24 protein-coding genes are annotated in these 22877 nt (G+C 45.1%); 20 read left to right on the top strand and 4 right to left on the bottom strand.

The window, feature by feature from the left end; all coding sequences use genetic code 11:
- Positions 1-44 precede the first annotated feature (44 nt).
- The 17 genes from leuS (at position 45) to TQ33_RS10240 (ending at position 16740) form a co-directional block, all read left to right on the top strand.
- Positions 45-2651, top strand: a complete 2607-nt coding sequence (leuS, locus tag TQ33_RS10320; RefSeq protein WP_046561968.1) for a leucine--tRNA ligase — start codon at positions 45-47, stop codon at positions 2649-2651.
- A 32-nt stretch (positions 2652-2683) separates the two neighbouring features.
- Positions 2684-3196: an LPS-assembly lipoprotein LptE gene (locus TQ33_RS10315; RefSeq protein ID WP_046561967.1), complete on the top strand. Its 513-nt coding sequence runs from the start codon at positions 2684-2686 to the stop codon at positions 3194-3196.
- Between the two features lie 29 nt (positions 3197-3225).
- Positions 3226-4326: a DNA polymerase III subunit delta gene (gene holA, locus TQ33_RS10310; protein ID WP_046561966.1), complete on the top strand. Its 1101-nt coding sequence runs from the start codon at positions 3226-3228 to the stop codon at positions 4324-4326.
- Positions 4326-5012 (top strand): nicotinate-nucleotide adenylyltransferase, encoded by a 687-nt coding sequence (gene nadD / locus TQ33_RS10305; protein WP_052735282.1) that lies wholly within the window; start codon positions 4326-4328, stop codon positions 5010-5012. Before holA ends, nadD begins: the two co-directional genes overlap by 1 nt.
- A gap of 8 nt (positions 5013-5020) precedes the next feature.
- Positions 5021-5365 carry a ribosome silencing factor gene (gene rsfS, locus TQ33_RS10300; protein ID WP_046561965.1) on the top strand — a complete coding sequence of 115 codons (345 nt, stop codon included), beginning with the start codon at positions 5021-5023 and terminating at the stop codon, positions 5363-5365.
- 18 nt (positions 5366-5383) lie between these two features.
- On the top strand, positions 5384-5854 hold the full coding sequence (gene rlmH / locus TQ33_RS10295) for a 23S rRNA (pseudouridine(1915)-N(3))-methyltransferase RlmH (RefSeq protein WP_046561964.1): 471 nt from the start codon (positions 5384-5386) through the stop codon (positions 5852-5854).
- Positions 5855-5920: 66 nt separating this feature from the next.
- Positions 5921-7873, top strand: a complete 1953-nt coding sequence (gene mrdA / locus TQ33_RS10290) for a penicillin-binding protein 2 (protein WP_046561963.1) — start codon at positions 5921-5923, stop codon at positions 7871-7873.
- On the top strand, positions 7857-8981 hold the full coding sequence (gene rodA, locus TQ33_RS10285) for a rod shape-determining protein RodA (protein WP_046561962.1): 1125 nt from the start codon (positions 7857-7859) through the stop codon (positions 8979-8981). The genes mrdA and rodA overlap by 17 nt, the downstream gene beginning before the upstream one ends.
- 51 nt (positions 8982-9032) lie before the next feature.
- Positions 9033-10064, top strand: a complete 1032-nt coding sequence (mltB, locus tag TQ33_RS10280; RefSeq protein ID WP_046561961.1) for a lytic murein transglycosylase B — start codon at positions 9033-9035, stop codon at positions 10062-10064.
- A gap of 42 nt (positions 10065-10106) precedes the next feature.
- Entirely contained in the window at positions 10107-10997 is an 891-nt protein-coding gene (locus TQ33_RS10275) for a septal ring lytic transglycosylase RlpA family protein (protein ID WP_046561960.1), read from the top strand.
- Between the two features lie 106 nt (positions 10998-11103).
- Positions 11104-12264 carry a D-alanyl-D-alanine carboxypeptidase family protein gene (locus TQ33_RS10270; protein WP_046562461.1) on the top strand — a complete coding sequence of 387 codons (1161 nt, stop codon included), beginning with the start codon at positions 11104-11106 and terminating at the stop codon, positions 12262-12264.
- A 65-nt stretch (positions 12265-12329) separates the two neighbouring features.
- Entirely contained in the window at positions 12330-13217 is an 888-nt protein-coding gene (locus TQ33_RS10265; RefSeq protein ID WP_046561959.1) for an aminotransferase class IV, read from the top strand.
- Positions 13214-13480: a YbeD family protein gene (locus tag TQ33_RS10260; RefSeq protein WP_046561958.1), complete on the top strand. Its 267-nt coding sequence runs from the start codon at positions 13214-13216 to the stop codon at positions 13478-13480. Before TQ33_RS10265 ends, TQ33_RS10260 begins: the two co-directional genes overlap by 4 nt.
- A 41-nt stretch (positions 13481-13521) precedes the next feature.
- Positions 13522-14175, top strand: a complete 654-nt coding sequence (gene lipB, locus TQ33_RS10255) for a lipoyl(octanoyl) transferase LipB (RefSeq protein WP_046561957.1) — start codon at positions 13522-13524, stop codon at positions 14173-14175.
- Positions 14176-14277: 102 nt separating this feature from the next.
- Positions 14278-15198 carry a lipoyl synthase gene (gene lipA, locus TQ33_RS10250; protein ID WP_046562460.1) on the top strand — a complete coding sequence of 307 codons (921 nt, stop codon included), beginning with the start codon at positions 14278-14280 and terminating at the stop codon, positions 15196-15198.
- 275 nt (positions 15199-15473) lie between these two features.
- Positions 15474-15956 carry an FKBP-type peptidyl-prolyl cis-trans isomerase gene (locus TQ33_RS10245; protein ID WP_046561956.1) on the top strand — a complete coding sequence of 161 codons (483 nt, stop codon included), beginning with the start codon at positions 15474-15476 and terminating at the stop codon, positions 15954-15956.
- A gap of 121 nt (positions 15957-16077) precedes the next feature.
- Positions 16078-16740 carry a glutathione S-transferase family protein gene (locus TQ33_RS10240; protein ID WP_046561955.1) on the top strand — a complete coding sequence of 221 codons (663 nt, stop codon included), beginning with the start codon at positions 16078-16080 and terminating at the stop codon, positions 16738-16740.
- Between the two features lie 96 nt (positions 16741-16836).
- Here the strand turns inward: TQ33_RS10240 and TQ33_RS10235 are convergent, their stop codons facing one another.
- A complete protein-coding gene (locus TQ33_RS10235; RefSeq protein WP_046561954.1) occupies positions 16837-17637 on the bottom strand; it encodes a M48 family metallopeptidase in 801 nt (266 codons plus the stop codon).
- Positions 17638-17795: 158 nt separating this feature from the next.
- Between TQ33_RS10235 and TQ33_RS10230 the strand changes: the two genes are divergently transcribed.
- Positions 17796-18392 carry a hypothetical protein gene (locus tag TQ33_RS10230; protein WP_046561953.1) on the top strand — a complete coding sequence of 199 codons (597 nt, stop codon included), beginning with the start codon at positions 17796-17798 and terminating at the stop codon, positions 18390-18392.
- A 36-nt stretch (positions 18393-18428) separates the two neighbouring features.
- Here TQ33_RS10230 and TQ33_RS10225 read toward each other — a convergent pair whose 3' ends face one another.
- Positions 18429-18875, bottom strand: a complete 447-nt coding sequence (locus TQ33_RS10225; protein WP_046561952.1) for a hypothetical protein — start codon at positions 18873-18875, stop codon at positions 18429-18431.
- A gap of 153 nt (positions 18876-19028) precedes the next feature.
- Between TQ33_RS10225 and TQ33_RS10220 the strand changes: the two genes are divergently transcribed.
- Positions 19029-19805, top strand: coding sequence for a DedA family protein (locus TQ33_RS10220; protein ID WP_046562459.1), 777 nt, complete (start codon positions 19029-19031; stop codon positions 19803-19805).
- Between the two features lie 83 nt (positions 19806-19888).
- On the top strand, positions 19889-20491 hold the full coding sequence (locus tag TQ33_RS10215; protein ID WP_169745481.1) for a LysE family translocator: 603 nt from the start codon (positions 19889-19891) through the stop codon (positions 20489-20491).
- Here TQ33_RS10215 and TQ33_RS10210 read toward each other — a convergent pair.
- Together TQ33_RS10210 and TQ33_RS10205 are read right to left on the bottom strand one after the other, a co-directional pair.
- Positions 20484-21908, bottom strand: a complete 1425-nt coding sequence (locus TQ33_RS10210; protein ID WP_046561951.1) for an ATP-binding protein — start codon at positions 21906-21908, stop codon at positions 20484-20486. The two genes, TQ33_RS10215 and TQ33_RS10210, sit on opposite strands and share 8 nt — an antisense overlap.
- Entirely contained in the window at positions 21889-22587 is a 699-nt protein-coding gene (locus TQ33_RS10205; RefSeq protein ID WP_046561950.1) for a response regulator, read from the bottom strand. The genes TQ33_RS10210 and TQ33_RS10205 overlap by 20 nt, the downstream gene beginning before the upstream one ends.
- Positions 22588-22877 lie beyond the last annotated feature (290 nt).

Raw genomic sequence — 22877 nt, 5'->3', positions numbered from 1 at the left:
CTGTTTCCTCTTAATCACATTTAATAACTAAAGATTTTCAGACAATGCAACTAACTGAGCACTACCAACCTTCTGAAATTGAAGGGAAAATTCAAGAAAAGTGGCAAAAAAATCAAACCTTTAAGGCGGTCGAAGATGCTTCGAAAGAGAAGTTTTACTGCTTGAGCATGTTCCCGTACCCGAGTGGTCGATTACACATGGGCCACGTTCGTAACTATACGATCGGTGATGTGGTGTCGCGTTTCCAGCGTATGCAGGGCAAAAATGTGATGCAGCCGTTTGGTTGGGATGCTTTTGGTTTGCCTGCGGAAAATGCGGCGGTGAAGAATAATGCGTCGCCTGCGCCTTGGACTTACGAAAATATCGAGTACATGAAAGGTCAGTTGCAGACGTTGGGCTTTGCCTTTGATTGGGATCGCGAGTTTGCCACGTGTCAGCCTGAATATTACCGCTGGGAGCAGTGGTTTTTCACAAAGCTCTACGAAAAAGGCCTAGTCTATAAAAAGACTTCCTCGGTTAACTGGTGCCCAAATGATCAGACGGTTTTGGCGAATGAGCAGGTAGTAGACGGCACTTGCTGGCGCTGTGATACGCCGGTGGAGCAGAAAGAGATTCCACAGTGGTTTGTTAAAATCACAGACTACGCGGAAGAGCTGTTAGAAGACATTGAGAAGCTTAAAGGCTGGCCCGACATGGTGAAAACCATGCAGAAGAACTGGATTGGCCGCTCGGAAGGCGTCGAGGTTGAGTTTGATTTTGATCAAGGTGACAACCTACGTGTTTATACCACGCGCCCAGACACGCTATATGGTGTCACTTACCTTGCGGTTGCAGCAGGACACCCGATTGCGGCAATGGCAGCTGAAAAGAATGCTGAGCTTGCTGATTTTGTGCACGAGTGCAAAAACAGCAAGGTATCGGAAGCCGAAATGGCGACCATGGAAAAGAAAGGTATGGCAACTGGCTTGTACGCCAAGCATCCGCTTACCGGCAAAGAGGTACCAATTTGGGTCGCGAACTTTGTATTAATGGATTACGGCACCGGCGCTGTAATGGCGGTTCCTGCACACGATCAGCGTGATTATGAATTCGCCACCAAATACAGCATTGATAAAGCAGAAGTGGTAAAGCCTGCTGACGGTTCTGAGCTAGACATTAGCGAAGCAGCTTATACCGAAAAAGGTATCGTGATTAATTCAGGCGAATTTTCGGAGATGCCTTTCGAGAAAGCGTTTGATGCGATTGCGGCAAAGTTAGAATCGATGGGTAAGGGTAACAAAACCGTTAACTATCGTCTGCGCGATTGGGGCGTATCGCGTCAACGTTATTGGGGCGCACCGATTCCTATGATTAACATGCCAGACGGTTCGGTCGTTCCTGCGCCAGAGGACCAGCTTCCTGTTCGTTTACCAGAAGATGTTTCGATGGATGGCGTGACCAGCCCGCTCAACACTGATGAAGAGTGGAAAAAAGCGGTGGTTGATGGCGTTGAAGGTGTTCGTGAAACGGATACTTTTGATACCTTTATGGAGTCGAGCTGGTACTACGCACGCTTTACTTGTCCAAATTACGAAGACGGTATGCTTGATCCTGAGAAGGCGAACCATTGGTTACCTGTGGATCAGTATATTGGTGGTATTGAACACGCGACCATGCACTTATTGTATTTCCGTTTCTTCCACAAGTTATTGCGTGACATGGGCTTGGTTAATTCTGATGAGCCTGCGAAAAAATTATTGTGTCAGGGCATGGTGCTGGCTGACGCTTATTACTATGTGGATGACAAAGGTGCGCGTCACTGGGTGTCGCCGCTAGACGTTGAAGTGCTTGAGCGTGACGACAAAGGCAATATCGTCAAGGCGGTCGATCAAGATGGCAATGAAGTCACGCACGCCGGCATGACGAAAATGTCGAAATCGAAGAACAACGGTATCGATCCGCAGTCAATGGTGGAGCAGTATGGTGCGGATACCATGCGTTTATACACCATGTTTGCATCGCCACCTGATCAATCCTTGGAATGGCAAGATTCAGCAGTAGAAGGTTCGCTACGTTTCTTGCGTCGTTTATGGAAAATGGTGCAGTCGCATCAGCAAAAAGGCGCGGTGAGTCAGTTAGACGTTTCGACCCTGAATGGTGATCAAAAAGCACTGCGTCGCAAAACCCATGAAACCATCGCTAAGGTGACTGATGATTATGATCGTCGTTTTACCTTTAATACAGCGATTGCGGCAGTGATGGAGCTATTGAATCACGCGGCAAAAGCGGAAGAAATGTCTGAGCAAGATCGCGCCGTTTTGCATGAAGCGTTAGAGACCGCGGTTCTGTTATTGGCACCTATCGTGCCACACGTATGTTCTGAATTGTGGACAGCCCTAGGCGAGCTGGTTGATGATGCTGAGCGCTCGGATGTTGTTGACGCCAAGTGGCCTGTAGCCGATAAATCTGCGATGGTTCAAGATGAAAAGCTGATCGTGGTTCAAGTTAATGGCAAGGTTCGAGCCAAAATCACGGTTTCTGCCAGTGCCTCAAAAGAAGAGGTCGAGGCGCTAGCGCTTGAAGACGAGCACGTTAAGAAGTTTACTGACGGTAATACGGTTCGTAAAGTGATCGTGGTTCCGGGTAAACTGGTGAATATTGTTGCTAATTGATTAACTGATTAAGGCTGAGTGATAGGATTAGAATGAAAATTCGTTTATTACTGACGGTGATTGTTTTGAGTGGTTTATTAACGGCTTGCGGCTTTCACCTGCGTGGCGCTGGAACCGATTTGGATGGCGCTAAGGTCTGGCTGTTAAGCAAGACTCCAAACGCTGAGTTTGAGCGCACGCTGAAACAACGACTGGCTTATCAGGGCGCTGATGTGGTCACGGCAGCTGAAGATTCGAAAATACAGTTAGCGGTGGTTGGCTATCATACGGAGAAGCGCACAGTAGCACGCGATAGCTTTGGGCGAGCCAGTGAACTCGAATTGATTTTTACGCTAAAATATCAATTGCTGACACCTAATATGGTGACTGAAGGCGAGCCTGAAACACAAACCTTAACCAGTCGTCGTGAATTTGCTTATCAGCGAACCTTAGAGTCAGGACAAGTCAACGAGCAGAAACGATTGGTCGACGATATGCATCAGGATGTGATTAATCGTTTGTTGTTACAAATGGCCACGACTTTGCATCTTAAGCCTAACTCGTAACCTTCTGAACATTAACCGCCAAGGCAAACGTGAAAGTTTATCCAGAAAAATTACAGCAAGCACTTACTCAAAGTTTTCCAGTCTATCTCGTTGCTGGCGATGAGCCTTGGCAAAAAATGGAAGCCGCCGACCAGATCCGCGCCCATTGCAAAAAGCAGGGCATTTTAGAGCGCCAAATTATTGAAGATTCAAGTGCTGCGAATCCGCTGACCGATCAAGCTGGTACCATGTCTCTGTTCGCTGAAACTCGATTGCTGGAGTGGCGCTTTGATAAATCCATTAAAAAAGCTCAAGGCGAAGCCATACAAAGCTTTATCAATAGTCAACCGACAGATGTGCTGCTTATCATTGCCCCCAAGCTATCTAACGAAAAACGTACCTCATGGTTTAAAACTTTAGAGCAAGCTGGCATCGTGGTTGAAGTTTGGCCTATTCCAGCGGAAAGGCTTGGCGGCTGGCTACGTCAACGCGCGACTCAGCTTAACGTGCAACTCGACAATGATGCGGTACAAGTTCTGATTGAGCGTTGTGAAGGTAACTTGCTGGCGGCGCACCAAGATTTACAAATGTTATCGCTACTCGCCGAAGGTAACGTGATTAGCGGCGATAGTATGCGTGAGTATGTTGGCGAAAATGCTCGTTACTCGACCTTTGAGTTGGGTGATGCTTGTTTGGCAGGACAAGCGGACCGTGCTTTGCGCATGTTAGCCAGCATTGAGGCTGAAGGAACTTATCCTTTGCCTGTGGTTAATCAGTTACTTCGTGAGTGCCAAAACTTAGCCAAATGGTCTGAAGACATTGCTGCTGGAACACCAATACCTGAGATCTTCAAAGCCAACCGTGTGTGGCCCAAGAAGCAAAAAGTGCTACAGGTAGCTTTAAGTAAAGGAAGCGTCAAAAAATGGTATGCCATGATCCAGCGCTTAACCATGATTGATAAAGGGGTTAAAGGGCAAGCCGACGTCGATGCGTGGCAAGAGTTGTCTTACGTGGTGTGCTTAATCGCTGGTGTTAATCCTTTCAGAGCCAAAAAAACTCAAGCTGGGGGGCAAAAGGGTGGCAGTCAAAAGCCATCGCAAGCCGCAACGGATGGTTTGAATGATATTAAGAAAGCTTTTGGGATGTCTTGATGTCAGTGAGCACTAACGGCAAAAAAGCGATGCATATAGTGTTAGGCGGAACTTTCGACCCGGTTCACTTTGGGCACCTTCGCATGACCCAGGAAATGTTGAACCGCTTTCCAACAGCAAAGATTTCTTTGATGCCAGCAGCCTATCCACCCCACCGACCACAACCGGGCGCTTCGCCACAACAACGAATTGAAATGTTGCAGTTGGTGGCGGGTAAATATCCTCAGTTAACCGTCGATAACCGCGAGTTGCAGCGCAAAGAGCCAAGCTATAGCGTCGTAACCTTGCGTGAAATTCGCCACGAACTTGAGCAAAAAGGTGTTGGTGATGCTTGCCTAGTCTTTCTAATGGGTACGGATGCGTTCGCAAAGCTCAATGAATGGTATCAATGGCAGGAGTTGATAAAGCTGACTAACATTCTGGTTGTCGGACGTCCTAGCAGTCAGTTGCCGACTGAGGGTGAAGTGGCGGAGTTTTACCAGAACTTTGCTATAGAAGATCTTGAGTCTTTGCCGCAACATAGCTTTGGTAAAGTCGGCTTTTGCCAGATGCCGCAATTGGATATTTCATCGACCTATATCCGAGAGCAAATAAATCAAGGGTTTTCACCCCGATTTTTATTGCCAGATGGTATACTAGAGTACATAAATCAGCATGGCCTATATGGCTTAAACCCTAAGAGTTAAGGTAATTAATGCAAGTCGAGCAATTAAAGAATGTTGTTGTTGAGCAACTGGAAGACCTAAAAGCTAAAGAAATCAGCGTGTTAGATGTTAAAGAATTGAGTACAGTCACCGATTATATGGTGGTTGCTAGCGGTACTTCTAATCGTCATGTGAAGTCTGTGGCGCATAACTTAGTTAGTGAAATGAAGGATCAAGGCATTCAACCGCTCGGTGTTGAAGGTGATGATGTTTCTGAGTGGGTTTTGGTCGATTTAGGCGATGTCGTGGTGCATATCATGCTGGCGCAAACTCGCGACTTTTATCAGCTTGAAAAGTTGTGGGATCCTAATTGGAAAGACGCACGCTCTCAATAACTATTCTGACGTAACTCCATGCAGCTGCGCTTAATCACGGTCGGTCAAAAAATGCCTAGCTGGGTTGAGCAGGGGTATAATGAGTATGCCCGTCGTTTTCCCAGAGATTTTCAACTGGAACTGATCGAGGTTCCAGCGGTCAAACGCGGAAAGAATGCTGATATTACACGGTTAACGGATAAAGAAGGCGAAGCCATGCTGTCCCACGTTTCGAGTGCTGACTGGGTCATTGCTTTAGATGTGAAGGGTAAGCAGCTATCAACGCCTCAGCTTGCGCAGCAAATCGAACATTGGCAACAGCATCACCCGAGTGTGGTGTTTTTTGTGGGCGGTCCTGAGGGCTTAGCGCCAGCTTGTATTGAACGAGCGAACCAGAAAGTGTCTTTATCGAACCTTACCTTTCCGCATCCTATGGTTCGAGTGATTATTGCGGAATCTTTGTATCGAGCCTGGTCAGTGACGGTGAACCATCCGTATCATCGAGAATAATCTCCGTGAATAATGATAAGTAGTTGATGTGAAACAAAAACCTAAGCAATGGTTTAATCATTTGTTATGCTAAAACGACGCGAAGCCATAAAAGACGTTGGCCGAGAAACCTCTTTGTTTTTCGTCCGTTGCGTGATCGCGCTAGCTATTGTTATTGGCTTAATGATTTTTCTCATTGCTCGTGAGTTTAAGTTACAAGTCATTGACCACAACAAATACCAAACCCAATCGGAAAATAATCGTATCCGAGTCCAGCCTATCGCACCGGTCCGTGGGCTTATTTATGACCAAACGGGGAAGTTACTCGCGCAAAACCGCTCAATCTTTGCTTTAGAAATTGTTCCTGAGCAAGTCGATGATATGGATGACACCGTAGAGCGCTTGCGCCAGATGTTTGATATCACTGATGAGCAAGTGGACAAATTTTTGGAGCAAGTGAAGTTTCGCCCGAAGTTTAATTCTTACGCCATCAAAACCAATCTGAATGAACAAGAAGTCGCCATCTTTTCCGCTAACCAACATTTCTTCGCGGGTGTTAGTGTCGAAGCTCGATTAGAGCGGTATTACCCCTATGCTGCGAGCTTAGTTCATGTTTTGGGCCGCATGGGTGCGATTACCCAAGATGATCTGGTTCGGATGGACGAAAAAGATGTCAGGGAAAAGAAGGAAGTGGGTACTACCCGTCAACGTTACGCTGCCACGGGCAAAATGGGTAAGCTGGGTTTAGAGCGCTTCTATGAAAATCGGCTTCATGGTGAGGTTGGCAGTGAGAAGGTAGAAACTGACGTGCGTGGCAGGATCGTCAGGGTTCTGGAGCGAGAAGAGCCACAAGCCGGGGAAGACCTACATCTATATTTGCATCTAGGCTTGCAGCAGAAAATTACTCAGTTGATGAAAGAAAACGGCGCACGTGGCGCGGTGGTTGCGGTTGAGCCATCCACAGGCGGTGTATTAGCCATGGTCAGTGAGCCGTCTTACGACCCTAATATGTTCACGGGTGGCATTTCTAGCGAAGATTATCAAAAGCTACTAACTCCTGAACGTCCTTTGTATAACCGTGCGGTTCAAGGGACCTATCCGCCAGCGTCTACCATTAAACCTCATTTAGCATTTTTAGGATTAAAAGAAGGGGTTATTACGCCAAGTACACGAATTGCTGATCCAGGTTGGTTCTCGCTCCCGAATAATGATCACCGTTATCGGGACTGGAAAGCATGGGGGCATGGTGCCACGGTTGGTGTGATGCAGGCGATTGTTGAGTCGTGTGATACGTTTTTCTATGACCTCTCTGTTCGTTTAGGAATTAACAACATTTATGATGGCATGAAGCAGTTTGGCTTTGGCCAAAAAACTGGTATCGATATTGTTGAGGAAAAAGTGGGCATCATGCCGTCGCGAGATTGGAAAAAGTCCGCTCGCGGAGAGCCTTGGTATAATGGAGATACGGTGAATATTGGTATTGGTCAGGGCTTCTGGACGGTGACGCCGCTGCAGTTAGCCAATGCCACCGCTGTATTAGCTAACGATGGCATTCGTTATAACTTACAATTGGTTAAAGAGTTTGCTCAGGATAATCGCTTCGAGGCCAATACCCCAGTGATGGCATATCATCAAATCGACACCAGCGATGGTAGTTGGCTCGACCTAGTTAAAGACAGCATGAAAAAAGTGACAGAGCCCCCACGAGGCACGGCTCGCAGTGCTTTTACTGACGCTGAATATGTTGCTGCGGGTAAAACGGGCACGGCTCAGGTTAAGAGTATTGCTCAAGACGAAGAGTACGATGCCACAAAAATAGCAGAAAAATTCCATGATAATGCCCTATTTATCGGTTACGCTCCTTTTGAACAGCCGAAGATTGCGTTGGCAGTAATGATGGAAAACGCTGGTGGCGGTGGTTCTAACGCTGCGCCTTTAGCTCGCGAAATTATGGATTATTATTTGTTAGAGGTTTTAAAGGTTAACCAGGCTGAGACAGCAAGCACTGACGAGGAGAGCAACAATGGCGCTGCGAACTAGTGCGGCTAATACTCATAAAGCACGCAGAAGTTTGCTTTGGCGTTTACACATTGATGTGCCTCTTTTATTAGGCTTGCTAGCGCTTATGGCGTTCAGTTTGTTAGTGGTCTACAGCGCGGGTGGTGAAAGCTTGGCGTTAGTCGAGCGACAAGTGATCCGTTTCGGCGCTGGCTTAACCGTGATGTTTTTGCTAGCTCAAGTGGCTCCGAGGACGTTAAAAGAGTGGGCCCCCTTATTCTTTTTAGTCGGCATCGTGTTTTTGCTGGCGGTCATATTCTTCGGCGAGTCGAGCAAAGGCGCTCAGCGTTGGATTGATTTAGGGGTGCGCTTTCAGCCATCGGAAATCATGAAGTTGGCGGTGCCTATTATGGTGGCAGCTTACTTGGCGGATAAAGCGCTACCACCGACGTTAAAACACTTGTTGGTGAGTTTGATTTTAGTGTTAACGCCTACCGTGTTAATTATGATTCAGCCAGATTTAGGAACCTCATTATTAATTGCGGCTTCTGGGTTTTTCGTGATTTTCTTCGCCGGTTTGAAGTGGCGTTATATTGTCGGCGCGCTTGGCATCGGTATGATTTTAGCGCCCATCATGTGGTACTTCACGATGGAGGAGTACCAGAAAGGGCGTGTACTGACTTTTTTGAACCCTGAAAGTGATCCCTTAGGTTCGGGCTATCACATTATCCAGTCACAAATTGCGATTGGTTCGGGGGGGATTTATGGCAAAGGTTGGCTCAATGGTACTCAGTCTCAGTTAGAGTTTTTGCCCGAGCGCCATACCGATTTTATTTTTGCGGTCTTAGGCGAAGAGTTTGGATTAATTGGCATTATCATTTTGCTTGCACTTTACCTGTTTGTGATTTGGCGTGGTCTTTACATCAGTTTGCAGGGTCAAGATAGTTTTAGTCGCCTACTGGGCGCAGCGTTAACCTTAACGTTTTTTGTTTATTTGTTCGTAAATATAGGCATGGTCAGTGGTTTGTTACCGGTGGTCGGGTTACCATTGCCATTGATCAGTTATGGCGGTACCTCGATCGTGACCTTGATGGCGAGTTTTGGCATATTAATGTCGATACAAACCCATCGACGTCTACATTCGGCTTAAAAGATTAGTTATCGTTATTAATACAAAAATAACTGGCTCCAGGAGAGTTCAATGAAAAAAATGCTAGCGACAATGTTATTGAGTTCAGGGCTTGGCTTGTTTGGTTTAGCCGCAAATGCGGGTGAGGCACCCACTGATAAAGACGCGTTTGCTAAATACATGGCAAAAGAGCATGGATTTACAGAGAGTTATATTTCCACCGTATTGGGCAAAGCTGAAAAGCGTCAAAGTATTTTGGATGCCATCAGTCGCCCCGCAGAAGGTAAAGACTGGTATCAGTATCGTCCTATTTTTGTGCAACAAAAACGCATTAAGCAAGGGGTTGAATTTTTAGAAGCGAACCGAGAGTTGCTTGAAAAAGCTGAGCAAGAATTTCAGGTTCCGGCAGAAATCATCACTGCGATTATTGGCGTTGAAACTTATTACGGTCGGATTCAGGGAAGCTATCCAGTAATCGATGCTATCAGCACCCTAGCGTTCCACTACCCGAAACGCGGCAAGTTTTTTGCTGGTGAGTTAGCGGAGTATTTCGTGTTAGCTCGTGAGCAAGGTTGGAAGTTAGATGAGCCTAAAGGATCCTATGCTGGCGCCATGGGCATGGGGCAATTTATTCCAACCTCGTACCGTCATTACACAGTAGACTTCGATGGTGATGGCAAAATTAACTTATTCGATAGTAAGGCTGATGCTATAGGCAGTGTGGCCAATTACTTCAAAATGCACGGCTGGCGTTTAGGCGAGCCGGTGGCTGAATTTGTTGATGTTGATGAAAGCATGGCGAACCAATTTAAAAACGATCAGCTCAAGCCAAAGTTTAAAGTCTCTGACCTCAAGCAAGCAGGGCTGAAGTATCAAGGGAAAGCGAGTGATCAGGATGTTACTGGTATCTATCACTATAAGCAGGAAGATCGCTATGATTATTGGCTAGGCTTCCACAACTTTTATGTGATTACTCGTTATAATCGTAGCCCTATGTATGCTATGGCGGTTTATCAATTAAGCCAAGAAATCAAGGCTGAGTATGACGTAAAGCAACAAAGAGCATTAGCTGCAAAAGAAGCAACGAATAAAAGTGAGTCATAGTTTTTATAAAACTGTTGATAAAGAACTGTTTAGGTAGACAAAATGTTAATAAAGCAGACAACACAATTCATTAGCGCATTAACGTTATTAGGTGTTTTGAGTGCCTGTACCACGACTAGTGGTGGGCGTGAATCTGACGATGACGCACCTGAGTATGGGAGTGCTGCGGACCGTAAGATTCCAGACTATGCTCCCGATGGCACTGCAAGCTCGTTCCAAGACGGACCTGCGTCAGAGCCAACACCACGCGTTGAGGAAAAAAGCCCTTTTGGTAATCCTCCTTACTATGAGGTCGATGGTGTGGTTTATCACGTCCTTGCCAATGGTTACGGTTACACTGAAGAAGGCATCGCTAGTTGGTACGGACAAAAGTTTCATGGCCGTCGCACCTCTTCGGGAGAGGTGTATGACATGTATCAATATACCGCTGCTCATAAAACTCTGCCGTTACCGAGTTATGCTCGAGTAACGAATATTGATACCGGTGATTCGGTGATCGTGAAAATTAACGATCGTGGCCCATTCGCTAAAAATCGTATCATTGACTTATCGTATGCTGCTGCAAAGAAACTTGGTTATGAAAAACGTGGAACAGCGCGTGTCGAGGTTAAAGTTTTGGCCTCTCCAGATGGCGCACAAAAAGCTAGCAACTCTGATGGTGAGCTAGAAATTCCACCGATGGAACAGCAGCAGGATAATGCTGAACTGTATGTACAGGTTGGAGCTTTTGCCGATGAGATGAAGGCAGATACTTTAGCCTCGCGTTTACGTGAACATTTCCGTCAGCCGATCAGTTTGACCCCGATCGAGATTAATGGTCAGCGGTTACAGCGTGTACGCATTGGGCCTTTAGAAGATGCCCGTGCGGCAGAAGCGATTTTATCGCAGTTAAAACAGTATAGCTTTGGTTCTCCGCGTGTTGTTACCGACTAGTCGTCGAGTTATCGCGCTGAAGAAATGATATAGAATCGTCGTGACTGGCAAAAAGCTCAGTCGAGTATCAATGAAGTATTCAAATAAATAGATAGTGTTGAAAATGATGAAGCGTAATTATGTAAACATCGTGGTATTAGGGTTGGTTTTATGGGCTTGTTCGGGCGTAGCAGCGGCTATTCAACCGGCTAAGCCAAGTGTTGATGCGAGCTCATGGTTACTGATGGACTTTGAGACTGGGCAGATCATTATCGAGGAAAATGCGGATCAACAGCTCCCTCCGGCAAGCTTAACTAAAATGATGACCAGCTACATCATTGCGGATCAATTGCATAAGGGCAATATCAGTGAACAAGACAAGGTGCTGATTAGTGAGAATGCTTGGGCCCAAAACCCAAAGCTTAAAGGAAGCTCCTTGATGTTTGTTGAGGTTAATAAGTATGTGACGGTGGAAGATCTACACCGCGGTATTGTGATTCAGTCGGGTAACGATGCGAGTATCGCCATGGCAGAGCATATTGCCGGTAGCGAAGAAGCGTTCGCTGATTTGATGAATCAATACGCGAAACGCCTTGGCATGAACAGTACACATTTTATGAACAGCACTGGCTTGCCGCACGAGCAGCACAACACAACTGCACGCGACTTGGCCAAGTTAGCAAGAGCTTTAATCATTGATTTCCCAGAAGATTATAGCCTCTATGCTGAGCGTGAATTTAAGTACAACGGCATCACCCAGCAAAACCGTAATGAACTATTGGGTGACACGACGCTAGGTGTGGATGGAATCAAAACCGGGCATACAGAAGCAGCAGGTTACTGTTTAGTGTCTTCGGCAGAAAAACAGGGCATGCGTTTGATTTCAGTCGTTATGGGTACCGACAGTATGGGCTCGCGTGCGAGTGAGAGTCGTAAATTACTGAATTATGGCTTTCGTTTTTACACCAACGTTAAGGCTTTCACCGCCGGTAAGTCGCTAAAGCAAGCTGAAGTGTGGAAAGGCGAGGAAGAGTTAGTGGGTGTTGGTTTAGCGCAAGATGCTGTGTTAACGGTGTTGAAAAGCGAGAAAGATCAGCTAAAAGCTAACTATAAGTTAAACGGTAAATTAATGGCACCAATTCAGAAGGGCCAAGTTGTCGGTGAAGTCTATTTCCAGATGGGGGATAAGGTTGTTAAGCGGATGCCAATGGTGGCTTTAGACAAAGTTGAAGAAGCTGGCTTCTTTGGTCGTATGTGGGATTCTATGGCGCTTTGGTTTGAGGACTAAGCGTGAAGACTAAAGCGATAAGATCAAACCGCTATAAATGATAACTAACTGAAATAAGATGAAAAATGTCGGTAGCTTATTTAAACGGCGAGTTTCAAAACCTTGAACAAGCAACAGTCCCGGTCTTAGATCGGGGCTTTTTGTTTGGTGATGGGGTTTATGAAGTGATCCCCGTATATGCAGGGAAACCATTTCGTTTTTCGAGCCATATCAAGCGTTTACATAAAAGTTTATCTGCAATTTTGATGTCGTTTGAGCTGTCGGAGTCAGAGTGGCTTAGGATATGCGAAGAGTTGATCGCGCAGAATGAGCTTGATAACGCTTCGATTTACTTACAAGTGACTCGGGGCAGTTACATTGACCGTCATCACGACATCCCAGCGTTAGATACGCCAACTGTGTTTGCTATGATATCGCCATTACCGCCGGTAAAAAAAGACTGGCAAGTTGCTGATATTAAAAGCTATTCGGTCATTACCGAAGAAGACATTCGGTGGCAGCGCTGTGATATTAAAGCGATCACATTACTGGCAAACTGCATGCTGAAACAAAAGGCGCTTGAATCTGGCGCTGATGACACCATATTAGTTCGCAACAACGAAGCGAGCGAAGCAACATCAAGCAACCTGTTTATTGTGCGTGATGGTGTTATTATTACGCCGCCGTTGAGTGAGCATTTACTGGCAGGGGTCACTCGTGAGTTTATTTTGGCATTAGCCAGCCGCCACGAGATTCCTTTTGAAGAACGCGCGATACCTGAGCATGAGTTAGAGTTAGCGGATGAAGTCTGGCTAACCAGCTCAACCAAGGAAATCCGCCCAGTGATTCGAGTAAATGGTGTTACAATAGGTGAAGGCGTCGCAGGTCCTGTGTGGTGCCGAATGTATCAATATTACCAAGAGCTGAAAGAGCAGTTATACTTGGGACAAATTAGTGATGAGGCAGCGTTATGACACAATATGATCGCGATAAAGTATGGGAGTTTCCGTGCGAAATTTGCTTTAAAGTTATGGCTGCCAACCGTGATGGTATTGATATGGAAGTGGCGGAAGTCGTCAATCGACATGCGCCGAATGATTATTCGCCAACCTCGAAATTGAGCCGAGACGGTAATTATGTGTCGTTGTCATTCATGGTTACTGTTGAAAACCGTGACCAAGTGGACGCGATGTACAAAGACGTATTTACGGTTGAAGGCGTTAAAATGACCCTGTAGAGGGCATAATTTTCTTCTTTAGCCTTGATGGCCAACATTCTATGAGTAACGACAATACGATTATTATCCGTGAGCTGGGACATGAAACCTATGTACCGGTGTGGAAACGGATGCAGCGCTTTACTGATGAGCGTGATGATGAGACGACTGATGAAATTTGGTTAGTCGAGCATGACCCAGTGTTTACGCAGGGACAGGCTGGAAAACCCGAACATTTGCTGTTCCCTGGCGATATTCCTGTGGTACAGGTGGATCGTGGCGGCCAAGTCACTTATCATGGCCCCGGTCAATTGGTTGCTTATTTTATGATCGATTTACGTCGTAAGAGTATGGGGCCTAGAGATTTGGTGTCGGCAATTGAAGATGCGGTCGTGGACACCATGGCGATGTATGGAATTGAGGCATATGCGCGCTCCGATGCACCGGGTGTTTATACTGATGAGGCAAAAATTTGCTCGTTAGGGTTAAGAATTCGAAAGGGCAAGTCGTTTCATGGCTTGGCTTTGAATGTTAATATGGATCTTGAGCCGTTTGCTCGGATCAATCCTTGTGGTTATCAAGGAATGGCGATGACGCACATCGCCGAGCGTGGTGGTCCTGAAACTCTGGAGCGTGTTCAACCAGATTTAGTGGATCAATTATGCGGCAAACTAGGCTATAATAGCCGTCTAGAAATGAAGGGCCTACCTGAGTAATTGGGTAAGGTTTGAGTGCTTTTTATGTCAAAACCTGAGTCTGTTGCACAGGCTACTCCTCGTAAGAAAAAAGTTACAGGAAAAGTCGTGCCGGGTCATAAGATGCGTGCTGAAGAGAAAATGGCGCGCATACCAGTGAAAATTATGCCGACCGAAGAGATGCCACGTAAACCGGACTGGATTCGTGTGCGTTTACCGAACGGCAACCAAATCACTAAAATTAAGGACATGTTGCGTGACAACAAGCTGCACACTGTATGTGAGGAAGCTTCTTGTCCGAACCTGCCAGAGTGTTTTGGTCACGGTACTGCAACCTTCATGATCATGGGTGATATTTGTACTCGTCGTTGTCCTTTCTGCGATGTTGCGCACGGTCGTCCTTTAGCGCTTGATCCTGAAGAGCCACAGAACCTAGCGGACTCAGTGAAGTCGATGGGCTTGAACTATGTCGTGATCACATCGGTTGATCGTGATGACTTGCGCGATGGTGGTTCTGAACATATCAGTGATTGTGTGCGCGTAGCTCGTGAACAAAATCCGGGTTTAAAGATTGAAGTATTGGTGCCTGACTTCCGTGGTCGTATGGAAGTCGCGTTAGATAAGATGGAAGCCGGTTTACCGGACGTCTTTAACCACAACCTAGAGACAGTGCCGCGTTTATATAAACAGGCGCGTCCAGGTGCTGATTATCAATGGTCGCTTGATCTGCTTAAGAAATTTAAAGAGCGTTATCCTGGCATCCCGACCAAATCAGGTTTAATGATTGGTTTAGGCGAGACTAACGAAGAGATTATCGAGGTCTTGAAAGACTTGCGAGCGCACGGTGTTGACATGCTAACGCTTGGTCAGTACCTACAGCCAAGTAAGTATCACCATCCGGTGATGCGCTTTATGCCACCAAAAGAATTTGATGAGTTAGGTAAGATCGCTGAAGATTTAGGTTTCACGAATGTGGCGAGTGGGCCGATGGTGAGATCGTCGTATCATGCGGATCAGCAGGCGGCAGGCCAGAAAGTTAGCTAAAAGCGGCCTTTTACCTTATAGCTGCGTTATTTTGATTGCTAAGAGTATGTAAAACTGGGGTTGTAATTAAGGTTACCACCCCCATGTCTATTTCTAGTGATAAACTAGTCAAAATTTGTTTGCTCTTATAGAAGAGCCACTCTGCTTAAGAGTTTCCCTGTAGCGTCCCCTTCATATTCTTTTATTTCCCAGAGTTAAGTATTCCGTACTCGGCAGCTTGCGTCATTGAGGCGTGATGTCCGGGTAAAATTTTATAGATAGAAAGTGAGTTGATTATGCAAATTGAAGAAAACAAAGTCGTATTAATTGAATACACAGTGAAAACAGAAGAGGGTGTGTTGGTTGATACATCTGAAGGTAATGAGCCATTGGCCTATTTGCATGGTCATAAGAACATTATTCCAGGCTTGGAAAATGCTTTAGTGGGTAAAACTGTTGAAGATGAGTTATCAGTAACAGTAACGCCTGAAGAAGCGTATGGCGAGCGCCACGAACAATTGATCAAAGAAGTTCCTATGCAGGCGTTCCAAGGCGTCGATAAAGTTGAGCCGGGTATGCAGTTTAACGCTGAATCACCACAAGGCCCTCAGTTAATCACTGTGACTAAAGTTGAAGGCGATACAGTCACTGTTGATGGTAACCATCCGCTAGCAGGCGTTACATTGAACTTCGATGTTAAAGTCGTTGAAGTTCGAGAGCCAAGCGAAGAAGAATTATCGCATGGTCACGTTCATGGCGCTGGTGGTCACGAGCACTAAAATTTAAAAAGGCTTTCTTCGGAAAGCCTTTTTTATGTGAGCTTCAAAAGCTAAAAGGTTAGTTGCTTTTCTAGCAAAACCGTTTTACATTAGCCTTAGATACTAACTTAAAGTTGTGGATATGACTTCTTTAGAACAACCAATTTTAATAAGCTTTAAGCTATGCCCTTTTGTACAAAGAGCAGTTATCACCTTATTGCACAAGAAGATTGATTTCACCATCGAGTACATCAATTTACAGAAAAAACCAGATTGGTTTTTGGAAATCTCTCCGCTTGGTAAAGTACCATTACTACGCGTGAGAGATCATGTGTTGTTTGAGTCAGCGGTCATTAATGAATATCTTGATGAGACTCACGGTGACCCAATGCTTCCTAAAGATCCGCTAGAAAAAGCTGAGCACCGTGCCTGGATCGAATTTAGCAGCAGCCTATTTAATGCCCAACATCAATTAACGCAGGCTAGACGTGAAGAAACTTACCTGAAAATTGAAGAAGACTTAACCAAGAAATTAGCGCCGCTAGAGCGCAAGATTGGTAATGATGGCTTCTTTGAAGGGAAGTCATTCAGTTTGGTGGATAGTGCTTTCGCACCATTTTTGATGCGCTCTAAAATTGTTGCTGATAATATCGGTATTGACCCAGTCAGTGATTATAAGAAAATTTCTAAATGGCGTGATAACTTGTTGTCGCTGCCAGAAGTCCAAAAGTCTGTAGTCGAAGACTTTGACGATTTGTATATGGAAGGTATTTACGAGCGAGCTGGTTACTTGGCCGATCAGTAACTATAAAATTGGTGATAAGTTATTAATCAATAAATAAGGGGCTAGTTAGCCCCTTTATTTTTGTTATTGAAAATAATTGACGTGTGAAGCAGTTAATTACAGACGGCAGTTAGGTCGTTTTCCTTGAGCTTTTGCTTGTTGGTATAACGTTAAAGCGTCATTCATTTGCGCTTGTAAGTCTCTGATTCTCGTGTCTGTTGCTGGGTGTGTAGACAAAAACTCAGGGGCGTTACCGCCACCTTGTTTGGCCATATTTTTCCATAACTCCACGCTTTCTCTAGGGTCAAAGCCAGCTCGTGCCATTAACTCTAAGCCAATTTCATCAGCCTCAGACTCATGGGTACGGCTAAACTTCAATACGCCAACTTGTGTCCCAACGCCTAACAAGCCGAGAATTTGTTGTTTCTGTTGTGTCGGCTCACCTGCTAATACTGAGGCTAACTGTAAACCTGCTGTGCCAAGGTACTGGTGAGAAACACGCTCATTACCATGTCGCGCCCAAACATGGCCAATTTCATGACCAAGTACTGATGCCAACTGGCTAGCATTGTCAGCGACCTTAAACATGCCTGTATGTACACCTATCTTGCCACCAGGAAGTGCAAAAGCGTTAGCGCTATCATCAACGAACACTTTAGTTTCCCAACGCGTAGAGCGCATATCTGGGGCTACGGTGTTAAGTTCCGGGATTAAAGCATTAACAATGCAGTTGACGTAACGATTATGCCCAGAGTTTGTGGACACTTGCTCACTTTTCTTCATCGAAGTAAAAGCCGCCGAGCCCATTTGGGACATTTGCGACTCAGGGAACAATGTTACTTGGTTTCGCCCCGTTGGCGATGTAGCGCATGCACTGATGAGTGCTGCTGTTGCTAAGGTCAGTACAAATTTTTTCATGTTGCGACTCCTTTGCTCTGCTATATCAACATATTAGGAGTTGCGACAAGGCTTGGCAATAATCAACTGTAACATTTAACAAAGCTTTGTTATTTGCATCACAACCCTAAATGTAGTAATTTTTTAGTGTGCTGGTGGAATAAATGGAGTGTTATAGAATGCGCAACGAAACTGAACGTGGTGACAGTGTGCGGTATTCAGAGCAGGAAGACATGGAAGTAATCGTTTCTGTGACAGGAAGTGATAACGAGTTAATTATTGTAACCCTCTCTGAAATCATTAACCGTTTTAACGGACGGTTACAGGCTTCTCGGTTCAATAGAATCGACAAGGCTTTTAATGGATTGTTTTATATTTCAATCAATCTCGCCTACTTCGGCCCATTTCGGGCATGCCTTGAGAGCTTAAACTCAGAACGATTGCATTTTGAGTTTTCCCCCGCTAATTCTTCGGACAATGTTTTTTCCAACGATAAGATCAGCTTTGAAATTGAGCTATATGGTCTTAGAGACAAAGTTGTCGATGTTGAATTGTTACGTACTTTAGCTAATAACCAACTGGTGGTGGATGAACTGAGTCGTAAGAGTTACATCTGTGATAAGGGGAAAAAGGCTTATAAAGTTAGGTTGCAAGTGTCTACGGATTATATTTTCGATATTGATGAAGTCGAAAGTGAATTGCAGCTACTCGCCGAGAAGCTAGATGTACACTTGGTCGTGAACTTTGACGAAGAAGAGTTACAGGAAGCTATTTAGGTAAACAGCTCCCGTAACGTCACACCAACTATTCTTTTATTCTTCGGTTTCTTCGCCATCAATAACGAAGCCGATGCGTCGTTCTGGTTCTTCTTCAGGAACTTTTTGTACGTAACATAGAAGTTCTACGTTATTTTGGTGCGATAAGACCATGCACGGGTTGCCACCGGCAGTCCCTTCAATACGAATTCCATGAAAAGACTCTTGCACTAATCGTGCGACTTGTATTTGTAAACCACCGTTTAACATGGCCACAATGGTTGGTTCTGCATCCTTCGGCATGTGTTTTCGCCATTTCTTAATAGTATTAGCTAAACTTCGAATTAACTCGCCAGATGAACGGTAATCATTAATTTCCTGATGCTTATGGTAAAGATCATCCAAATCGGTTTTCGGTGGTTTTACATCAGGATGAACATTATGAAAGATTTCAACGTCCTCAGGTTGGCGTTGCTGAATAATGGTTTTATAGCTGTCGCTCATGGGTTTGTAGATCCGTAATAGACAAAAGTAGATAGGCAAACGATAAACGAGCCCTGAAAAATAAGCAAGTTATGGTGGGTGATAAGTGATGAGTCACAAGAGCTTACAAAAATAGATCGACTTTTGCTGGAAGTTTATTCATTATTAGCTCCCATGGAAGAGATCGTAAATAATATTATTGAGTGGATTCGCGCAAACCCCCATTGGGCGGGAATTGCGGTGTTCGCTATTGCATTTCTAGAGTCGCTAGCCATTATTGGTCTAGCCATGCCCGGTTGGCTATTGTTGGTTGGTGTGGGTAGCCTTATTGGCGCTGGGACTTTAGGTTTTTGGCCGATTGCGTTTTTTTGCTTTGCTGGGGCAACTTTGGGGCAAGCTGTCTCTTATCTAGTGGGTACTGCATTTAAGGAGCGCGTTCATCACTGGCCGTGGGTAGAGCGTCATCAAAATTTATTGCATCGCTCAGAAACCTTTTTCAAGAAGCATGGTTTTGCTGGTATTTTGATTGGCCAGTTTATTGGCCCAATTCGTGCCGTCATCTCACTTATTGCAGGGATACTAGATATGCCTGCAAAAAAATTCTTACTTGCCGTTGTTATTGCCACCTTGATATGGGCTCCTGTTTATTTGATGCCCGGCGTGGTTTTGGGTGCTGCTTTGACGTTTGAGAAGCTTGAAGTCATTATATTGGTCAGTTGTCTAATCGCTATGGCGGTTTGTTTGTGGCTACTGGAAGGCTATGTTCGTCAGCTCATTGCTCATAATAAGGCGCAAAAAAATAATGAGCTGTACCAACTCAGCAACTATTTTTGGCTGAAACTCCCCCTCTGTTTGTCGATCTTTTTCGCAATTATTGTTTTCTTGGCATTCAGCACGTATGGGCCCTTAATGATCGAACTGTCAAAGAAAATCGTTGAAGTGATAGGTTAACTGTTGTGCAAGAATTCATACACAATATCGGAGATTACTGGCAGCAGTTTTTGCTAATAGCTTCTGCACATTTGTTAGCGGTGATGAGTCCTGGACCTGATTTTGCGATTGTGATGAGGCAGTCTCTGGTTTTTGGAAAACGATTTGCCATCATTACCAGTCTTGGTATCGGCCTGGCAATATTCGTGCACGTAGCTTATGCCGTGTTAGGCATTGGGTTATTGATTCAAAGCACAGAATGGCTATTTAAGTTAATACAATTAGCGGGTGCGGGGTATTTAATTTACATTGGTTATAGTGCGCTACAGGCAAAGCCGGATAACTCAAGTGCTAATGCGGCTAGTCAGTCAGGCAAAGCGAAAGCGTTGGACAAAAGAAACATCATGACCGATAGAAAAGCGTTTCGTCAGGGGTTTGTAACGAATGTATTGAACCCTAAAGCAACACTGTTCTTCTTGTCGCTGTTTACCACTTTAGTTGACGCTACCACGCCTTTGGCGGTGCAAAGCTTTTATGGGATATGGATGGCGGTTGTTACCGCCGCATGGTTTGTTTTCTTGTCGTATATATTGGCCAGTAACAAAGTTAGAGGCTTTTTCGCTCAGTTCGGACACTGGATTGACCGTATTTTAGGTGGTTTCTTGATTGCTTTAGCGTTATTTCTACTTTGGAGTATTATTAATTAACGCGACGATTCTTTTTCAATGTGATGGTGACCAATAAGCCACCATTACTACTATTGGTGGCCTTGATCGTTCCGTCGTTAACCTCCACGCCGCGCTTAGCGATGGTCAGCCCTAACCCTGTGCCCCCTGAGCTACGCTCTCGTGCTTCAGTTGGCCTGTAAAAAGGCTCAAAGATTTTGTCTAAGTGTGATTCGTCGATGCCTTGACCTTCGTCTTCAATAATAATCGAAAAATGTGGGCCGGCGTCCTTGATAGCTACCGTTACCCTAGTGCCTTCTGGCGTATGACGGATAGCGTTACGAATAACGTTTTCAACCGAACGAGCGAGCAGATTATAGTAACCTTTGAAGTGAATCATCGGACTCTCAACAAAAACAACTTCTTTGTTATTGGCCGTGGCTTCAAACTGAGCATCGCTGATGATGACGTCTAGCAGATCATTGACCACAAAGGTGTCGACCTGCTGATGTTGTTGTCCACGCTCTAAGGCCGCAACTTGTAATAGCTCGCCGATCAATTCATCAAGTCGTTCAACTTCGACTTCAATTCGTTCAATATGATGAGAACAGTTGGATGGATCATCGGTGGCCTGATTATGCTTTTGCGCTAAACTGGCAGCAATTTGCATTCGTGTCAGTGGTGAGCGTAGCTCGTGAGAAACGTCGCTCAAGAGGCGCTTTTGAGACATAATGATTCGATTAATACGATCGGCCATTAAGTCAAAGTCTTCGGCTAAGTCATGAAACTCATCCGCACGTTTGCCGATAAAATCTTTCGCTCGAGCCTGCAAGTCACCTTTGGCAATAGCTTTTGTGGCTTTTTGCAGCTGATGGATAGGGCGAGTTAAATACCAAGCTAAAGCAAAGCAGACTAAGAAGCTTATTCCAAGTGCCGCTAAAATTTGCCAAATACTGACCGAGTGGAAAAATTCAGACACTAAAGTGCTGAAGTGTTGCTGGCTCTTTTGCTTAATAAACAGCAAGTAATATTGACCACGGCTGAATACAATTTCTGGCCCTGAATAGGAGTAGTTGTTGATGGTAACTGTGGCGGCGCGGTTGCGTTGTTTATAAAAGGCACTGAGTTGATATATAACTTCGGGCACAACTTTGCCCGAAATTTCGTAGCCTTGATTGTTGATGATAAACGTATTATCAAGCTCTTTACCCGTGCCATTAGGCTGTATGGGTAAGCCATTCTGATACTCTTCAATCACATGACGCAGCTGAATAGTGATAGCTGTTTGTCGTAACTGCTCAGATTCTTTGGCGGTAATCGGTACTAACCTCGTGTCTTTCGAGGTCATGCTGTAGAGAAAAATGACACTGGTTAGGGTTAATAATGTTGCTAGCCAGAACCATAAAAATATCTTCCAGAAAAGATTGGGCTTGGCGAGCTTACGTATCGTGTGAAACATACTGATAGCCAACACCACGGACTGTTTTTATACGTTCTTCGCCTTTAATGTCGGTTCCGAGCTTGCGACGTAGATTGCTGATATGCATATCAATACTGCGGTCGTAAGCTTCTAAAGAGCGGCCTAGGCATTTCTCAGAAAGGACGTCCCGCTTTACCAATTCTCCAGCTTGGTTTGCGAGTAAGTAAAGAATATCAAACTCAGTTGCCGTTAGTTTCATGGCTTGATTATTAACCAATGCTTCGCGTGAACCAGGGTTTATATAGAGGTCGTCGAGATGGATGGAGCGTAGCTTTTTCTTCTTGCGGCTGTAGTCCGCTTCGGTTCGACGTAAAATAGAGCGAATCCTTGCTGTGAGTTCGCGAGGATTGCAAGGCTTGCCAATGTAATCATCGGCTCCTAACTCTAGCCCAACAATACGGTCGATCTCATCACCGCGAGCCGTCAACATCAAGATAGGGACCTGAGACTCTTTGCGCACTTCCTTTAATACATCAAAACCATTGAGATTAGGCAACATGACGTCTAACACCATCAAGTCAAAACTATCATTTAAAATCAGTTTTGCCGCGGAGGCGCCGTCATGGGCTAGGGTAATCTCAAAGCCTTCCTGAGAAAGATACTCATGAAGAAGTTGGCAAAGTTCGATGTCATCGTCGGCTAATAATAGTTTGGCCATAGCGGTCCTGTTAAGTCGGTGTCCTGTTTAAACTGAATCGGCTAAGTTAGTTGATTAGAATCAACCAGTTATTTGTAATATTACCACGAGGGGCATGCGTCAAGTGTAAAGAATAGTCAGTGGCCTTTACATAACTTTTCTGAGTTTTACCGAAACCATGCATATTCTAACACTTATTTTCGGTATAGTTTTAATCAAGCGCTGAGAACATTATTTACCCCTTAGTGATTTCAGCCCTAGTATGGATTTTCTCTCCTTGATTAGACTACCCCTATGAAATTCATACCTCT

This window comes from Kangiella geojedonensis, assembly GCF_000981765.1.
In the GTDB taxonomy this organism is placed as follows: domain Bacteria; phylum Pseudomonadota; class Gammaproteobacteria; order Enterobacterales; family Kangiellaceae; genus Kangiella; species Kangiella geojedonensis.
This window is presented reverse-complemented; position numbering and strand designations above follow the sequence as displayed.

Excerpts from the sequence above, each read along its gene's own strand:
- leuS (WP_046561968.1), top strand. The coding sequence starts at position 45 with ATGCAACTAACTGAGCACTACCAACCTTCTGAAATTGAAGGGAAAATT.
- TQ33_RS10315 (WP_046561967.1), top strand. The coding sequence starts at position 2,684 with ATGAAAATTCGTTTATTACTGACGGTGATTGTTTTGAGTGGTTTATTA.
- nadD (WP_052735282.1), top strand. The coding sequence starts at position 4,326 with ATGTCAGTGAGCACTAACGGCAAAAAAGCGATGCATATAGTGTTAGGC.
- rsfS (WP_046561965.1), top strand. The coding sequence starts at position 5,021 with ATGCAAGTCGAGCAATTAAAGAATGTTGTTGTTGAGCAACTGGAAGAC.
- rlmH (WP_046561964.1), top strand. The coding sequence starts at position 5,384 with ATGCAGCTGCGCTTAATCACGGTCGGTCAAAAAATGCCTAGCTGGGTT.
- mrdA (WP_046561963.1), top strand. The coding sequence starts at position 5,921 with ATGCTAAAACGACGCGAAGCCATAAAAGACGTTGGCCGAGAAACCTCT.
- rodA (WP_046561962.1), top strand. The coding sequence starts at position 7,857 with ATGGCGCTGCGAACTAGTGCGGCTAATACTCATAAAGCACGCAGAAGT.
- mltB (WP_046561961.1), top strand. The coding sequence starts at position 9,033 with ATGAAAAAAATGCTAGCGACAATGTTATTGAGTTCAGGGCTTGGCTTG.
- TQ33_RS10275 (WP_046561960.1), top strand. The coding sequence starts at position 10,107 with ATGTTAATAAAGCAGACAACACAATTCATTAGCGCATTAACGTTATTA.
- TQ33_RS10270 (WP_046562461.1), top strand. The coding sequence starts at position 11,104 with ATGAAGCGTAATTATGTAAACATCGTGGTATTAGGGTTGGTTTTATGG.
- TQ33_RS10265 (WP_046561959.1), top strand. The coding sequence starts at position 12,330 with ATGTCGGTAGCTTATTTAAACGGCGAGTTTCAAAACCTTGAACAAGCA.
- TQ33_RS10260 (WP_046561958.1), top strand. The coding sequence starts at position 13,214 with ATGACACAATATGATCGCGATAAAGTATGGGAGTTTCCGTGCGAAATT.
- lipB (WP_046561957.1), top strand. The coding sequence starts at position 13,522 with ATGAGTAACGACAATACGATTATTATCCGTGAGCTGGGACATGAAACC.
- lipA (WP_046562460.1), top strand. The coding sequence starts at position 14,278 with ATGCGTGCTGAAGAGAAAATGGCGCGCATACCAGTGAAAATTATGCCG.
- TQ33_RS10245 (WP_046561956.1), top strand. The coding sequence starts at position 15,474 with ATGCAAATTGAAGAAAACAAAGTCGTATTAATTGAATACACAGTGAAA.
- TQ33_RS10240 (WP_046561955.1), top strand. The coding sequence starts at position 16,078 with ATGACTTCTTTAGAACAACCAATTTTAATAAGCTTTAAGCTATGCCCT.
- TQ33_RS10235 (WP_046561954.1), bottom strand. The coding sequence starts at position 17,637 with ATGAAAAAATTTGTACTGACCTTAGCAACAGCAGCACTCATCAGTGCA.
- TQ33_RS10230 (WP_046561953.1), top strand. The coding sequence starts at position 17,796 with ATGCGCAACGAAACTGAACGTGGTGACAGTGTGCGGTATTCAGAGCAG.
- TQ33_RS10225 (WP_046561952.1), bottom strand. The coding sequence starts at position 18,875 with ATGAGCGACAGCTATAAAACCATTATTCAGCAACGCCAACCTGAGGAC.
- TQ33_RS10220 (WP_046562459.1), top strand. The coding sequence starts at position 19,029 with ATGGAAGAGATCGTAAATAATATTATTGAGTGGATTCGCGCAAACCCC.
- TQ33_RS10215 (WP_169745481.1), top strand. The coding sequence starts at position 19,889 with ATGAGTCCTGGACCTGATTTTGCGATTGTGATGAGGCAGTCTCTGGTT.
- TQ33_RS10210 (WP_046561951.1), bottom strand. The coding sequence starts at position 21,908 with ATGTTTCACACGATACGTAAGCTCGCCAAGCCCAATCTTTTCTGGAAG.
- TQ33_RS10205 (WP_046561950.1), bottom strand. The coding sequence starts at position 22,587 with ATGGCCAAACTATTATTAGCCGACGATGACATCGAACTTTGCCAACTT.